Source organism: Cellulomonas sp. PSBB021 (genome assembly GCF_002240455.1).
Classification (GTDB): Bacteria; Actinomycetota; Actinomycetes; order Actinomycetales; family Cellulomonadaceae; genus Cellulomonas; species Cellulomonas uda.
The window spans coordinates 992,889-1,007,039 of the sequence record NZ_CP021430.1; the positions used below are offsets into that span (position 1 = coordinate 992,889).

Genomic DNA, 14,151 nt, shown 5'->3' on the forward strand with positions numbered 1-14,151 from the left:
AGAAGGTGACGCGCGTGGCACTCCCTCCGCTGACTCCCGAACAGCGCGCTGCAGCGCTGCAGAAGGCCGCCGCTGCCCGGCAGGCCCGTGCCGAGGTGAAGAACCGCCTCAAGTACTCGCAGGGCAGCCTCTCCGAGGTCATCGCCCAGGGTCAGCAGGACGAGACGATCGGCAAGCTCAAGGTCGTGTCCCTGCTCGAGTCGCTCCCGGGCGTGGGGAAGGTCAAGGCCCGGGCGATCATGTCCGACATCGGCATCTCCGAGACCCGCCGCGTGCGCGGGCTCGGCCCGCACCAGGTCGACGAGCTCGTCAAGCGGTTCGGCTGAGGTAGGGTCGCGCTGCGTCGTCGGACGTCCCCTGCGGACGGTCCGGCGACGCAGCCGCGCACCCCCGAGCGAGGAGTTCTCAGCCGCGATGACCACGACGCCCGCGCGGTTGACCGTGCTCGCGGGACCCACGGCCGTCGGCAAGGGGACGGTCTCGGCCGACGTCCGCGCGCGCTACCCGCAGGTGTGGCTGTCGGTGTCCGCGACGACGCGCGCACCGCGTCCCGGCGAGGTCGACGGCGTGCACTACCACTTCGTCTCGGGCGAGGAGTTCGACCGCATGGTCGACGACGGCGAGCTGCTGGAGTGGGCGGTGGTCCACGGGCGCAACCGCTACGGCACGCCGCGCGGTCCCGTGCAGGAGCGGCTCGCGGCCGGTGTGCCGACGCTGCTGGAGATCGACCTGCAGGGCGCTCGGCAGGTGCGCGAGACGATGCCGGACGCGCGGTTCGTGTTCCTGGCACCGCCGTCGTTCGACGAGCTGGTGCGCCGCCTCGTGGGCCGCGGCACCGAGGACGCCGAGGAGCGCGAGCGCCGGCTGGCCACCGCACGCGTCGAGCTCGCGGCCGAGTCCGAGTTCGACCACGTCGTCGTCAACGACGACGTGACCCGTGCCACGGACGAGCTCGTGCGCGTCATGGGCGTGGTCCCCGCGTGACCCGCGGGTAGACTCGTCTCAGCTCGTCCTCTGATCCCACCCCTCGAACTCGGGAGTCCTCCGTGTCCGGAACCGTCGCCGCCCCCACGGGCATCACCGACCCGCCGATCGACCAGCTGCTCGAGCGTGCCGACTCGAAGTACGCGCTCGTCCTGTACTCGGCCAAGCGCGCGCGCCAGATCAACGCGTACTACTCGCAGCTCAACGAGGGCCTGCTCGAGTACGTCGGCCCGCTCGTCGAGACGCGTCCGCAGGAGAAGCCGCTGTCGATCGCGATGCGCGAGATCGACAAGGGCCTGCTGACGGTCGAGGCCACCGAGGGCTGAGACCCACGCGCGTGCGCATCGTCCTGGGTGTCGCGGGCGGTATCGCCGCCTACAAGGCGGTGCTGCTTCTGCGCGTGCTGCGCGAGGCGGGGCACGAGGTGCGCGTCGTGCCCACGCGTGCGGCGCTCGAGTTCGTCGGGCGCCCCACGTGGGAGGCCCTGTCGGGCCAGCGCGTGACCACCGACGTCTTCGAGGACGTCGACGAGGTCGCGCACGTCGCGATCGGTCAGCACGCGGACCTCGTCGTCGTCGCGCCCGCGACCGCGGACCTGCTCGCGCGGGCCGCGACCGGGCAGGCCGACGACCTGCTGACCGCGACGCTGCTGGTGACGCGCGCACCCGTGCTGCTCGCGCCGGCGATGCACACGGAGATGTGGGAGCACCCGGCCACCGTCGCCAACGTCGCGACCCTGCGGTCGCGCGGTGTGCACGTGCTCGACCCCGCCTCGGGGCGGCTCACGGGGGCGGACACCGGCCCCGGCCGCCTGCCGGAGCCGGACGAGATCGCCGCGGCCGCCCTCGCTCTCGTCGACGCACGCCCGGCCGACCTGGCGGGGCTGCACGTCGTGGTGTCCGCGGGGGGCACGCGCGAGCCCGTCGACCCGGTGCGCTACCTGGGCAACCGGTCCTCGGGACGGCAGGGTGTCGCGCTCGCGCGGGCCGCGCTCGCGCGCGGTGCGCGTGTGACGCTCGTCGCCGCGAACCTGGCCGTGCCGCCGCCCGCGGGCGTCGACGTGGTGACGGTCGGGACGGCAGCGCAGCTGCGCGACGCCGTGCGCACCGCGGCGAAGGACGCCGACGTCGTCGTCATGGCGGCGGCCGTCGCCGACTTCCGGCCGGTCAGCCCGGCCGACGCCAAGATCAAGAAGCGCGAGGGCGCCCCGGCGCCCACGATCGAGCTCGTCGAGACGGTCGACGTGCTCGCCGAGCTCGCGCGTGACCGTGTCCGCCCAGGTCAGGTCGTCGTCGGGTTCGCCGCCGAGACCGGGGACGCGCAGGGCAGCGTGCTCGAGCACGGCCGCGCCAAGGCGCTGCGCAAGGGCGCCGACCTGCTGGCCGTCAACGCCGTGGGTGACGGGCTCGGCTTCGGCACCGAGGACAACGAGGTGACGATCCTCGACGCGGCGGGCCGTCCCGTGGCCAGCGCGCGCGGCAGCAAGGACGACGTCGCGCACGCGCTGTGGGACGCGGTCCGCGCGCTGGTGTGAGCGCGGGGACGCCCGCGCACGCGATTACGCTGGTCCCATGACTGTTCCCGCGATGCGCCTCTTCACGTCCGAGTCGGTGACGGAGGGGCATCCGGACAAGATCTGCGACCAGATCTCGGACGCGATCCTGGACGCGATCCTCGAGCAGGACCCGGTCGCCCGGGTCGCGGTCGAGACCATGGTGACCACTGGTCTGGTGCACGTCGCGGGCGAGGTCAGCACCGAGGCGTACGTCGAGATCCCGCAGATCATCCGCCAGGTCGTGCGCGGGATCGGGTACACGTCGTCGCACATCGGCTTCGACGGCGAGTCGTGCGGGGTGTCCGTGTCGATCGGCCAGCAGTCGCCCGACATCGCGATGGGCGTCGACAAGTCGATCGAGGTCCGCCAGGACGCGGACGACCACGACGAGCTCGACCTGCAGGGCGCGGGCGACCAGGGCCTGATGTTCGGCTTCGCGTCGGACGACACGCCGTCGCTCATGCCGCTGCCCATCTGGCTCGCGCACCGGCTGTCCGAGCGCCTCGCCCGGGTCCGCAAGGAGGGCACGGTCCCCGGCCTGCGGCCCGACGGGAAGACGCAGGTGACGATCGGGTACGAGGGGGACCGCCCGGTCCGGCTCGACGCGCTGGTGCTGTCCACCCAGCACGAGCCGGACGTGCAGCTCGACACGCAGCTGCGCCCGGCGATCCTGGAGCACGTCATCCGCCCGGTCCTGGACCAGGTGGACCTCGACACGTCGTCGTACGACCTGTTCGTCAACCCGACCGGCCAGTTCGTGGTCGGCGGTCCGCAGGGTGACGCGGGCCTGACGGGACGCAAGATCATCGTCGACACGTACGGAGGCTGGGCCCGGCACGGCGGTGGCGCGTTCTCGGGCAAGGACCCGTCGAAGGTCGACCGCTCCGCCGCGTACGCGATGCGGTGGGTCGCCAAGAACGTCGTCGCGGCCGGGCTCGCACGCCGGTGCGAGGTGCAGGTCGCGTACGCGATCGGCAAGGCCCACCCGGTGGGTCTGTACGTCGAGACGTTCGGCACCGGCGTCGTCGACGACGCCCGGCTCACCGAGGCGATCCGGCAGGTGTTCGACCTGCGGCCCGCGGCGATCATCCGCACGCTCGACCTGCAGCGGCCCATCTACCGGCAGACGGCGGCGTACGGGCACTTCGGCCGTGAGCTGCCGGACTTCACGTGGGAGCGCACGGACCGCGTCGACGAGCTGCGTGCGGCGGTCGGCTGACCCGGACCGTCGTGCTCGCGGGCGGCGCAGGCCCGTGACGGGCCGACCGCGCCGCGTGGGCCGGTGATGGTGAGATGACCCCGTGGACCCGGAGCAGCTGACGCTCGAGGGCGTGCCCGCACCGCGGGCGCGCCGGCGTCCGCGCGCCGCTACGGCGGCGGTCGCGCAGACGCTGCCCGTCGCGCGCGTGTGCGTCGACCTGCCGCCCGCGCACCTCGACCGCACGTTCGAGTACCTCGTGCCCGCCACGATGTCCGACGACGCCGTCCCCGGCACGCGCGTCAAGGTGCGGTTCGGCGGGCAGGACGCCGACGGCTACGTGCTCGAGCGCGTCGCGACGGCCGATCACGACGGGGCACTGGTCCCGCTGCGTCGCCTCGTGTCGCCCGAGCCGGTGCTCACGCCGCAGGTCGCGCGGCTCGCGCGCGCGGTCGCGGACCGGTGGGCCGGGACGCTGGCGGACGTGCTGCGCCTCGCCGTCCCGCCGCGCCACGCGCGGGTCGAGGCCGAGGCGCAGGCCACCGAGCCCGCGCTCGTGCCGCCGCCGTCACCCGACGCGACCGCGTGGGCGGACTACCGCGGCGGGTCCGCGTTCGTGCAGCACGTCCGGGGCGGGGGAGCGCCGCGCGCGGTGTGGACCGCGCTGCCCGGGGAGGTCGACGAGCGGTGGCCGGCGGCGGTCGCACAGGCCGCCGCCGCCGCCGTGCTGGGCGGCCGGGGCGCGCTCGTCGTCCTCCCGGACGGACGTGACGTCGACCGCGTGCTCGACGCGCTCGCCGCCGCCGACGTCCCGCGCTGGAGCCCCGGCGTGCGCGGCGGCGCGGTCCGGCTCACGGCCGAGGAGGGGCCGGCTGCCCGGTACCGCGCGTTCCTCGCCGCGGTCCGGGGCCACGCGGACGTCGTCGTCGGGACGCGGGCGGCGGCGTTCGCGCCGGTGCACGACCTGGGCCTGGCCGTCTGCTGGGACGACGGCGACCCGCTGCACGCCGAGCCGCGTGCGCCGTACCCGCACGTGCGCGAGGTCCTCGCGCTGCGCTCCGACCTCGAGGGCGCGGCGCTCCTCGTGGGTGGGCACGCGCGCACGGTCGAGGCGCAGGCACTCGTCGCGTCGGGGTGGGCGCGCGACGTGAGCGCGGACCGCGCCCGGGTCCGCGCCCGCACGCCGCGCGTGCAGGCTCTGACGTCCACCGAGCTCGCGCGTGAGGGCGCGGCCGCGGCAGCCCGCCTCCCCACGCCCGCGTGGCGCACGATCCGCGACCGGCTCGCGGACGGTCCCGTGCTGGTGCAGGTCCCGCGGGCGGGCTACCTGCCCGCGGTGGCGTGCGGGCGCTGCCGCGCGTCGGCCCGCTGCACCGCGTGCCACGGGCCGCTCGGGCTGCACCGCGCGGACGGCAGCCCGACGTGCGCCTGGTGCGGCCGGATGGCGACCGACTGGCGCTGTGACGAGTGCGGCGCGTCCGCGCTGCGGTCGGTGCGTGTCGGCTCGGAGCGGACCGCGGAGGAGCTCGGGCGGGCGTTCCCGGGCGTGCCCGTGGTCGTGTCCGGCGCACGCGCCGCGAGCGGCGTCGTCGCGCAGGTGCCCGACCGCCCCGCGCTCGTCGTCGCGACCCCCGGCGCGGAACCGGTCGCGCCCGCGGGCTACGCCGCGGCCGTGCTCCTGGACGCGGCGGTCTCGACCGCCGGCTCGGCTCTCGGTGTGCTGCCCGACGCGGTGCGGCGCTGGCTCACGGCGGCCGCGCTCGTGCGCCCCGTGGGCGAGGGCGGGGTCGTCCTGCTCGTCGGGGATGCGGAGCCGCGCGCGTCGCAGGCCCTCGTGCGCTGGGACCCCGCGGGTCTCGCGGAGCGCGAGCTCGACGAGAGGGCCGTGCTCGGGCTCCCGCCGAGCGTGCGCATGGCGTCCGTCACCGGCACGCGGGAGGCCGTCACGGCGGTCGTGCAGCGGGTGCGGGCCGCGCCGCTGCCGGCACCGCTCGACGTCCTCGGTCCCGTGCCGGTCGCGGGCGCGGAGCGGGGCGCGTTCGAGCCCGACGTGCGCACGTTGCTGCGGGTGCCGCGCAGCGCCGGTGCGGCGCTGGCCACCGCCGTCGCGGCGTCGCTCGGTGTGCGGTCGGCGCGGCGCGAGGGCGGCACGGTGCGCGTCCAGCTCGACCCCTCGGACCTGGGCTGAGGGGCCGCCGAGGTCCGGGCCGTCGCGTGCGCCGACGAGCGCGGTCGTCACCGCGTGCGGCTGCCGGCCGCGTGCGCTCCTAGGATCGAGCCCATGCGTCTGCTGTTCGCCGGAACCCCGTCGCCCGCGCTGGCGAGCCTCGAGGCCCTCCTCGCCTCCCGCCACGAGGTCGTCGCCGTCCTCACCCGTCCCGACGCCCGCTCGGGCCGCGGACGGTCGCTCACCCCGAGCCCCGTCAAGGAGCGCGCGCTCGAGGCCGGCATCCCCGTGCTGACGCCCCGCACGCTGCGCGACGACGCGGTCGTCGAGGAGATCCGCGGTCTCGGCGTCGACGCGGCGCCCGTCGTCGCGTACGGCGCCCTCGTGCCGCCGGCGCTGCTGGCGGTGCCGGCGCACGGCTGGGTGAACCTGCACTTCTCGGTGCTGCCCGCCTGGCGCGGCGCGGCGCCCGTGCAGCACGCCATCATGGCCGGCGACGAGGTGACCGGCGCGACGACGTTCCTGCTCGAGGAGGGGCTCGACACCGGCCCCGTGCTCGGCACGCTCACCGAGACGATCCGGCCCCGCGACACCTCGGGCGACCTGCTCGACCGGCTCGCGGTCGCGGGCGCGACGCTGCTCATGCGCACCCTCGACGCGCTCGAGGACGGGCACCTCACGCCCGTCGCCCAGCCGCTCGACGGGGTCAGCCACGCGCCCAAGGTCGAGGTGGAGGACGCGCGCGTGCGGTGGGGCGCGCCCGCGCACGTCGTCGACCGCCGCATCCGCGGCTGCACGCCCGCCCCGGGCGCGTGGACGACGCTGCCCGACGGCTCGCGGCTCGGCCTCGGTCCGGTCACGCAGGTGCCCGACGTCACGGACCTCGCGCCCGGCGAGGTGCGCGCGGGCAAGCACGACGTGCTCGTCGGGACCGCGGGGCACGCGGTGCGGCTCGGTGACGTGACCCCACCGGGCAAGCGGGCGATGCCCGCCGCGGACTGGGCGCGCGGGGCACGGCCTGCCGAGGGCACGGTGCTGGGCACCGTGGTCGCCGGGGCCGGCGTGCTCGGCGGCGGCAGCGGGCTCGCCGGCGGCGCGGCGTGAGCCCGCAGGCCGGCGGCGAGCAGCCCCGCCGGGGCGAGGGCCGTGGCCGCGGTCCGGGCGACCGGGGTGCGCAGGACCGCCGCGGCGCCGACGACCGGCGTGACGCGCGCGGCCGCCAGCGTGGCGCGGCGCGTGCCGAGGGGCGTGGGCAGCGGTCGGCGCAGGCACCGTCGCAGCGTGCGCGGACGGCGGACGTCGCGCGCGCGACGGCGTACGACGTGCTGCGCGCGGTCGACGAGGGCGACTCGTACGCCAACCTCGTGCTGCCTCCGCTGCTGCGCGAGCGTGGGGTGCGGGGCCGGGACGCGGCGTTCGCGACCGAGCTGACGTACGGCACGTTGCGGCTGCGCGGGCGTTACGACGCCGTGGTCGAGCAGGCCGCCGCGCGTGACGTCACGCGGATCGACCCGCCCGTGCTCGACCTGCTGCGCCTCGGCGTGCACCAGCTGCTCGGCATGCGTGTGCCCGCGCACGCGGCCGTCTCGCAGACGGTGGGGCTCGCGCGTGAGCGCGCGGGCGCGGGTGCGTCGCAGTTCGTCAACGCGGTGCTGCGTGCGGTCGCGCGCGAGGACCCGGACGCGTGGCTCGCGCTGGTCGGTGACGCGGCGGACCCGCAGGAGACCGACCCCGTCGCGCGGCTCGCGGTCACGCAGAGCCACCCCGAGTGGGTCGTCCGGGCGCTGCGCGAGGCCCTCGTGGGCGACGGCCGCGCGGCCGACGACGTCGGCGACCTGCTCGCGGCGGACAACGCGGCGCCGCGCGTCGCGCTCGTCGCCCGGCCGGGTCTGGTGACGACCGCCGAGCTGTGCGAGCAGGCCGGTGCCGAGGCGGAGCCCGGCCGGGTGTCGCCCGTGGCCGTGCTGCCGGGCGGCGGCGACCCCGCGGGCGTCGAGGCCGTGCGCACCGGCCGGGCGGGTGTGCAGGACGAGGGCAGCCAGCTCGTCGCGCTCGCGCTCGCGGCGGCGCCGCTGGAGGGCCGCGACGAGCGCTGGCTCGACCTGTGCGCGGGGCCGGGCGGCAAGGCGGCGCTGCTCGCGGCCCTGGCCGCGCAGCGCGGTGCCCGGCTCGTCGCGAACGAGGTCCAGCCCCACCGTGCGCGGCTGGTCGAGCAGTCGCTGCGGGCGGTGCCGGCGAGCGCTGTCGAGTCGGTGCGCACGGGCGACGGGCGCGAGCTCGGGGCGGCCGAGCCGGGCGCGTTCGACCGCGTGATGGTCGACGCGCCGTGCACGGGGCTGGGCGCGCTGCGGCGCCGGCCCGAGTCGCGGTGGCGGCGCACCCCCGCGGACCTCGTGGGTCTCGCGGCGCTGCAGCGCGAGCTGCTCGGCTCGGCGCTGCGGGCCGTGCGGGCCGGGGGAGTCGTCGCGTACGTGACGTGCTCGCCCCACCTGGCCGAGACGCGGCTCGTCGTGACCGACGCGCTGCGCGCTGCGGCGAAGGCCGGGCTCGAGGTCGAGACGCTCGACGCGCGTGCCGTGGCGCGCGAGGTCGCCGCCGGGCCGCTGGACCTCGTGGGCGACCGGCTGGACCTGCAGCTGTGGCCGCACGTGCACGGCACGGACGCGATGCACCTGACCCTGCTGCGGCGCCGATGAGGAGCCGTGGGCGGACGCGGCGGGGCGCCGGCCGGGACGGCTGACTAGGCTGGCCGCGTGCCCGCCAAGATCGCGCCCAGCATCCTGTCCGCCGACTTCGTCAACCTCGAGCGCGAGCTCGGGCGGATCGCGAACGCGGACCTCGTGCACGTGGACGTGATGGACAACCACTTCGTGCCGAACCTCACGCTCGGGCTCCCGGTGGTGCGGCGCATCGCCGAGATCTCGCCGGTCCCGGTCGACGTGCACCTCATGATCGAGGACGCGGACCGCTGGGCGCCGCAGTTCGCGCACGCGGGGGCGGCGTCGGTCACGTTCCACGCGGAGGCGACGCAGGCGCCGGTCCGGCTGGCGCGCGAGCTGCGCGCGCTCGGGGTCCGCGCGGGCGTCGCGCTGCGGCCCGCGTCGCCGGTGGAGCCGTTCCTCGACCTGCTGCCGGAGCTCGACATGGTCCTCGTCATGACCGTCGAGCCGGGCTTCGGCGGCCAGTCCTTCATCGACGGGACGCTCCCGAAGATCCGCCGCACGCGGCAGGCGATCACCGACGCGGGGACGGACACCTGGCTGCAGGTCGACGGTGGAATCTCGCGCGAGACGATCGCGCGCGTCGCGCAGGCCGGGGCGGACGTGTTCGTCGCCGGCTCGGCGGTCTACGGTGCCGACGACGCCGCGGCGGAGGTCGATGCGCTGCGCGACCTCGCGTCCACGATCTGGGCCTGACGAGCGCGTTCGCCGATGCACCCCGCGGGGTGTGGCATCATCCAGGAGAAGGCCACGGCGTCAGCCGGGGTCGAGTACACGTGCTCCGGGGTCGGTGAAAGTCCGAGCCGGCGGTGACAGTCCGCGACCCGCCCAGGGCGACGAGAGTCGGCCGAGGCGGTTGACCTGGTGGAACTCCAGGACCGACGGTGAAAGTCCGGATGGGAGGAAGTACGTGGCGGCGCGCCCGGTGGCGTGCCGTTGACGCGTGGTGCCTCGCACGCGCGCCCCCGGAGCCCGCACGGGCCGGGAGGTGGACATGACCAGCACAGGCGACGAGCGCGCGGCGATGACGCGCGCGTTCGAGCTCGCGCGGCGCGGTCCTGAGCACGACCCGAACCCACGGGTCGGGTGCGTGCTGCTGCGGCCCGGCCCGGCGGCGAGCACGGCGGGTCCGACGACCGTCGGCGAGGGGTGGCACCGCGGCGCGGGCACCCCGCACGCCGAGGTCGCGGCGCTCGCCGACGCCGCCGCGCGGGGCGAGGACACGTGTGGCGTCACTGCGGTCGTCACGCTCGAGCCCTGCTCGCACACCGGCCGCACGGGCCCGTGCACGGACGCGCTGCTCGCCGCCGGCGTCGCGCGGGTGGTCGTGGCGGTGCGGGACCCCAACCCGGTCGCGGCGGGCGGCGTCGAGATCCTGCGCGCGGCGGGCGTCGAGGTCGTCACGGACGTGCTGGCCGACGAGGGTCGCGCGCTGCTGGGCGCCTGGCTGCCGGCCGTGGGCGCCGACCGCCCGTTCGTCACGCTCAAGACGGCGACCACGCTCGACGGCCGCGTCGCCGCGACCGACGGGTCCAGCCGGTGGATCACCTCGTCGGTCGCGCGTCGGCACGCGCACGAGCTGCGCGCCCAGGTCGACGCGATCGTCGTCGGCACGGGCACCGCGCTGCGCGACGACCCGACGCTCACGGCCCGGACCGCGGACGGCACGCTCGCCGGCGCGCAGCCGCTGCGCGTGGTCGTCGGGCACCGCGACGTCCCCCGGGACGCCCGGCTGCGCGGCCCCGGCGGCCCGCTCGTCCAGGTGCGCACGCACGACCCCGCGCACGTGCTGCGCGAGCTCGCCGCGCGGGACGTCCGGCGCGTGCTCGTCGAGGGCGGGCCGACGCTCGCCGCGGCGTTCCTGCGCGCCGGCCTCGTCGACGAGGTGCACGCGTACGTCGCGCCCGTCCTGCTCGGTGCCGGGCCGTCCGCCGTGGGCGACCTCGGCATCACGTCCATCGCCGCCGCCGTGCGGCTCGAGCCGGTCAGCGTGCTGCCGCTCGGGCCGGACGTGCTCGTCGTCGCCACACCCGTCCGGGAGGTCTGACATGTTCACCGGGATCGTCGAGGAGCTGGGCTCCGTCGTCGCCGTCGAGGACCGCGGCCAGGACGCGCGCCTCGTGGTGCGCGGCCCGCTCGTCGTGTCCGACGCGCACCTGGGCGACTCGATCGCCGTCGACGGCGTGTGCCTCACGGTGAGCGGGCTGCCGGGGGACGGGACCTTCGCGGCGGACGTCATGCCCGAGTCGCTGCGGCGCACCGCGCTGGGCGCGCTGCGGGCCGGTGCGCCGGTCAACCTCGAGCGGGCGCTGGCGGTCGGTGGGCGCTACGGCGGGCACGTCGTGCAGGGGCATGTCGACGGCGTCGGCACCGTGCTGCGGCGCGAGCCGGGGGAGCGGTGGGACGAGGTCGAGATCGGCCTGCCGGCCGGGCTCGCGCGGTACGTCGCGGAGAAGGGGTCGATCGCGGTGTCCGGCGTCTCGCTCACGGTGACGCACGTCGGCGACGAGTCGTTCGGCGTGTCGCTCATCCCGACGACGCTCGCCCGCACGACCCTCGGCACCCTCGAGCCGGGCTCGCCCGTGAACCTGGAGGTGGACGTGCTCGCGAAGTACGCCGAGCGGCTGCTGACGGCGGTGGCGCGATGAGCGACGTCGTCACCGGGACGGTCGAGGAGGCGCTCGAGGCGCTGCGCGCCGGACGGCCGGTGCTGGTCGCGGACTCGCCCGACCGCGAGAACGAGGCCGACGTGATCCTGGCCGCGCAGTCCGCGACGCCGGAGTGGGTCGCGTGGACGATCCGCCACTCGTCGGGCTACCTGTGCGCGCCGATGCCCGCGGGCCGCGCCGACGCGCTCGACCTGCCGCTGATGGTGCCGCACAGCCAGGACCCGCGTCGCACCGCGTACACGGTGACGGTCGACGCCGCGACGGGTGTGTCCACGGGCATCTCGGCCGCGGACCGCGCCCGCACGCTGCGCGTGCTGGCCGACCCGGCGAGCGGGCCGGGCGACCTCATCCGGCCCGGGCACGTGCTTCCGCTGCGCGCGGTGCCGGGCGGTGTGCTGCACCGGGCGGGGCACACGGAGGCCGCGGTCGACCTGTGCCGTCTCGCGGGCCTGCGGCCCGTGGGTGCGATCGCCGAGCTCGTGAACGACGACGGCACGATGGTGCGGCTCACCCAGGCGTCACGGCTCGCGCAGGACGAGGGTCTCGTGCTGCTGACGATCGCGGACCTGGTGGCGTGGCGCCGCGAGCACGACGACACGGTCGAGCCGGCGGCGCCCGGGGACGGACGCCCGCGCGTGCACGCGACCCACACGGCGTACCTGCCGACCCGGCACGGCGACTTCCGCATCCACGGCTTCCGCGACCTGCGCACGGGCGACGAGCACGTCGCGCTGGTGCCCACGCGCGGTCTCGCGCCCGTGCCCGTCGTGCGCGTCCACTCGGAGTGCCTCACGGGCGACGCGTTCGGCTCGGCGCGCTGCGACTGCGGCCCGCAGCTCGACGCCGCGCTGCGGCTCGCCGCCGAGCAGGGCGGCGCCGTGGTGTACCTGCGGGGCCACGAGGGCCGTGGCATCGGGCTGCTCGCGAAGGTCGCCGCGTACGCGCTGCAGGACGAGGGCCGGGACACGGTCGAGGCGAACCTCGACCTGGGCTGGCCCGCGGACCGGCGGGAGTACGGCGCCGCGGCGGCGATCCTGCGCGACCTCGGCGTCGAGCGGGTCCAGCTCCTGACCAACAACCCCGCGAAGGTCGCCGGCCTGCGCGCGCACGGCGTCGACGTGGTCGAGGTGCGCGGGCTCGAGGTGGGCCGTACGCCGCAGAACGAGGAGTACCTGCGCACCAAGGCGCGCTCGATGGGGCACGTGCTGCACCTCGACGACCCGGCGGACGTGCGCGACCCGATCCCGGTCAACCCGGTGCACGCGGCACCGGCAACCCCCGGTGCGGACCGCACCGACCACACCTACGCACCCCTGGAGGAGCTCGCATGAGCGGCGCCGGAGCACCCAGCATCACCGTCGACGGGACCGGCCTGCGCGTGGTCGTCGTCGCCGCCTCGTGGCACCAGGTCGTCATGGACGGGCTGCTCGACGGCGCGATGCGCGCGCTGGCCGAGGCGCACGTGGAGAACCTCACGGTCGTGCGGGTGCCGGGGACGTTCGAGCTGCCCGTCGCCGCGGCCGTCGCGGCGCGCGGGGGAGCCGACGCCGTCGTCGCGCTCGGCGTCGTCATCCGGGGCGGCACGCCGCACTTCGAGTACGTGTGCGCGGGCGCCACGAACGGCCTGACCGACGTCGCGGTGAGCACCGGCGTGCCCGTCGGGTTCGGCGTGCTGACGTGCGACGACGAGCAGCAGGCGCTCGACCGCGCCGGGCTGCCCGGCTCGAGCGAGGACAAGGGCTACGAGGCGGCGCAGGCGGCGGTCGCGACCGTGGCCGCGCTGCGCGGGCTGGGCCGCGGGTGAGCGGACCGCTCGGCTGGCTGTTCGACGCGACGCTCACCGTCGCCGGCCACGAGGTGCTCTGGCGCGAGGTCGTCGGGAACCTGTTCGGGCTCGCGTCCGCGGTCGGCGGGCTGCGCCGGAAGGTGTGGGCGTGGCCGGTCGGCATCGTCGGGAACGTGCTGCTGTTCACGGTGTTCCTCGGCGCGGTGTTCGGCACCCCGCAGGACCGGGACCTGTACGGCCAGGCCGGCCGGCAGGTGTTCTTCGTCGCCGTGTCGGTGTACGGCTGGCTGCGCTGGAGCCGGACTCGGCGCGCGGCGCAGGCCGCGGGCCTGCCCGACGCGCCGGCCGTCGAGCCGCGGTGGGCGGGTGTGCGCGGCTGGGCGGTCCTGGGCCCGGCGGCGGTCGTCGGGACGGTCGGTCTGGCGTGGGTGTTCCGGGAGCTCGGGTCGTGGGGTCCGTGGGCCGACGCGTGGATCTTCACCGGCTCGCTGCTCGCGACGTACGGCATGGCGCGCGGGTACATCGAGTTCTGGCTCATCTGGATCGCCGTGGACGTCGTGGGTGTGCCCCTGCTGCTCTCGGCGGGCTACTACCCGTCCGCCGTGCTCTACCTCGTGTACGGCGGCGTGGTCACGTCCGGGTTCGTCGTGTGGTGGCGTGCGCGGCGGGGCGCGCCCCCGCAGCACGTCTCGCCCGTCCCAGCCGCCGAACCCGCGACAGGGGTGCCGGTCGCAACGTCTACCCTTGGGCGACGTGAAGACGTTTGAGTCGCTGTTCGCGGAGCTGTCCGAGAAGGCGGTGACCAGGCCCGCGGGCTCGGGCACAGTCGCCGAGCTGGACGCCGGCGTGCACGCGATCGGCAAGAAGATCGTCGAGGAGGCCGCCGAGGTCTGGATGGCCGCGGAGCACGAGGGCGACGAGCGCACGGCCGAGGAGATCTCCCAGCTCCTCTACCACCTGCAGGTGCTCATGGTGGCGCGCGGGCTCGCGCTCGACGACGTCTACGCGCACCTGTAGACCGCGCCGCTGTCCGTCGTCGTCCCGAGCCGTCGTCCTGAGCCGTCGTCCTGAG

At 76.3% G+C, this 14,151-nt stretch carries 15 protein-coding genes and 1 riboswitch; all 15 genes read left to right on the top strand.

Annotated elements, in window-relative coordinates:
• The first annotated feature begins 14 nt into the window (after positions 1–14).
• The 15 genes from mihF to CBP52_RS04510 all read left to right on the top strand — a co-directional run bounded on the left by mihF (position 15) and on the right by CBP52_RS04510 (position 14,096).
• The gene (gene mihF, locus CBP52_RS04440; protein ID WP_094179986.1) at positions 15–326 is read left to right on the top strand and encodes an integration host factor, actinobacterial type; all 312 of its coding nucleotides are present in this window, start codon (positions 15–17) and stop codon (positions 324–326) included.
• An 88-nt stretch (positions 327–414) separates the two neighbouring features.
• On the top strand, positions 415–984 hold the full coding sequence (gene gmk / locus CBP52_RS04445) for a guanylate kinase (protein ID WP_094179987.1): 570 nt from the start codon (positions 415–417) through the stop codon (positions 982–984).
• 62 nt (positions 985–1,046) lie between these two features.
• The gene (rpoZ, locus tag CBP52_RS04450; RefSeq protein ID WP_094179988.1) at positions 1,047–1,310 is read left to right on the top strand and encodes a DNA-directed RNA polymerase subunit omega; all 264 of its coding nucleotides are present in this window, start codon (positions 1,047–1,049) and stop codon (positions 1,308–1,310) included.
• 11 nt (positions 1,311–1,321) lie between these two features.
• Complete coding sequence (coaBC, locus tag CBP52_RS04455) at positions 1,322–2,518, top strand: bifunctional phosphopantothenoylcysteine decarboxylase/phosphopantothenate--cysteine ligase CoaBC (RefSeq protein WP_094179989.1); 1,197 nt, start codon at positions 1,322–1,324, stop codon at positions 2,516–2,518.
• Positions 2,519–2,555: 37 nt separating this feature from the next.
• Positions 2,556–3,758 carry a methionine adenosyltransferase gene (gene metK / locus CBP52_RS04460; RefSeq protein ID WP_094179990.1) on the top strand — a complete coding sequence of 401 codons (1,203 nt, stop codon included), beginning with the start codon at positions 2,556–2,558 and terminating at the stop codon, positions 3,756–3,758.
• An 82-nt stretch (positions 3,759–3,840) separates the two neighbouring features.
• Positions 3,841–5,925 carry a primosomal protein N' gene (locus CBP52_RS04465; protein WP_094179991.1) on the top strand — a complete coding sequence of 695 codons (2,085 nt, stop codon included), beginning with the start codon at positions 3,841–3,843 and terminating at the stop codon, positions 5,923–5,925.
• Between the two features lie 93 nt (positions 5,926–6,018).
• Positions 6,019–7,008, top strand: a complete 990-nt coding sequence (gene fmt / locus CBP52_RS04470; RefSeq protein WP_094179992.1) for a methionyl-tRNA formyltransferase — start codon at positions 6,019–6,021, stop codon at positions 7,006–7,008.
• The gene (locus CBP52_RS04475; RefSeq protein WP_094179993.1) at positions 7,005–8,600 is read left to right on the top strand and encodes an RsmB/NOP family class I SAM-dependent RNA methyltransferase; all 1,596 of its coding nucleotides are present in this window, start codon (positions 7,005–7,007) and stop codon (positions 8,598–8,600) included. Before fmt ends, CBP52_RS04475 begins: the two co-directional genes overlap by 4 nt.
• A gap of 57 nt (positions 8,601–8,657) precedes the next feature.
• On the top strand, positions 8,658–9,320 hold the full coding sequence (gene rpe / locus CBP52_RS04480) for a ribulose-phosphate 3-epimerase (protein ID WP_094179994.1): 663 nt from the start codon (positions 8,658–8,660) through the stop codon (positions 9,318–9,320).
• 76 nt (positions 9,321–9,396) lie between these two features.
• Positions 9,397–9,538, top strand: a riboswitch (FMN riboswitch).
• Between the two features lie 80 nt (positions 9,539–9,618).
• Positions 9,619–10,671: a bifunctional diaminohydroxyphosphoribosylaminopyrimidine deaminase/5-amino-6-(5-phosphoribosylamino)uracil reductase RibD gene (gene ribD / locus CBP52_RS04485; protein WP_094179995.1), complete on the top strand. Its 1,053-nt coding sequence runs from the start codon at positions 9,619–9,621 to the stop codon at positions 10,669–10,671.
• A 1-nt stretch (position 10,672) separates the two neighbouring features.
• Positions 10,673–11,272 carry a riboflavin synthase gene (locus CBP52_RS04490; protein ID WP_094179996.1) on the top strand — a complete coding sequence of 200 codons (600 nt, stop codon included), beginning with the start codon at positions 10,673–10,675 and terminating at the stop codon, positions 11,270–11,272.
• Positions 11,269–12,624, top strand: a complete 1,356-nt coding sequence (gene ribB, locus CBP52_RS04495) for a 3,4-dihydroxy-2-butanone-4-phosphate synthase (RefSeq protein WP_094179997.1) — start codon at positions 11,269–11,271, stop codon at positions 12,622–12,624. The genes CBP52_RS04490 and ribB overlap by 4 nt, the downstream gene beginning before the upstream one ends.
• Positions 12,621–13,097 (top strand): 6,7-dimethyl-8-ribityllumazine synthase, encoded by a 477-nt coding sequence (gene ribH, locus CBP52_RS04500; RefSeq protein WP_094179998.1) that lies wholly within the window; start codon positions 12,621–12,623, stop codon positions 13,095–13,097. Before ribB ends, ribH begins: the two co-directional genes overlap by 4 nt.
• Positions 13,094–13,846, top strand: coding sequence for a nicotinamide riboside transporter PnuC (gene pnuC / locus CBP52_RS04505; protein WP_094179999.1), 753 nt, complete (start codon positions 13,094–13,096; stop codon positions 13,844–13,846). The genes ribH and pnuC overlap by 4 nt, the downstream gene beginning before the upstream one ends.
• Positions 13,833–14,096 carry a phosphoribosyl-ATP diphosphatase gene (locus CBP52_RS04510; RefSeq protein WP_094180000.1) on the top strand — a complete coding sequence of 88 codons (264 nt, stop codon included), beginning with the start codon at positions 13,833–13,835 and terminating at the stop codon, positions 14,094–14,096. Before pnuC ends, CBP52_RS04510 begins: the two co-directional genes overlap by 14 nt.
• The last annotated feature ends 55 nt before the right edge of the window (positions 14,097–14,151 follow it).

Coding starts and splice junctions, on each gene's coding strand:
- ribB (WP_094179997.1), top strand. CDS start 11,269: ATGAGCGACGTCGTCACCGGGACGGTCGAGGAGGCGCTCGAGGCGCTG.
- ribD (WP_094179995.1), top strand. CDS start 9,619: ATGACCAGCACAGGCGACGAGCGCGCGGCGATGACGCGCGCGTTCGAG.
- gmk (WP_094179987.1), top strand. CDS start 415: ATGACCACGACGCCCGCGCGGTTGACCGTGCTCGCGGGACCCACGGCC.
- metK (WP_094179990.1), top strand. CDS start 2,556: ATGACTGTTCCCGCGATGCGCCTCTTCACGTCCGAGTCGGTGACGGAG.
- fmt (WP_094179992.1), top strand. CDS start 6,019: ATGCGTCTGCTGTTCGCCGGAACCCCGTCGCCCGCGCTGGCGAGCCTC.
- ribH (WP_094179998.1), top strand. CDS start 12,621: ATGAGCGGCGCCGGAGCACCCAGCATCACCGTCGACGGGACCGGCCTG.
- CBP52_RS04490 (WP_094179996.1), top strand. CDS start 10,673: ATGTTCACCGGGATCGTCGAGGAGCTGGGCTCCGTCGTCGCCGTCGAG.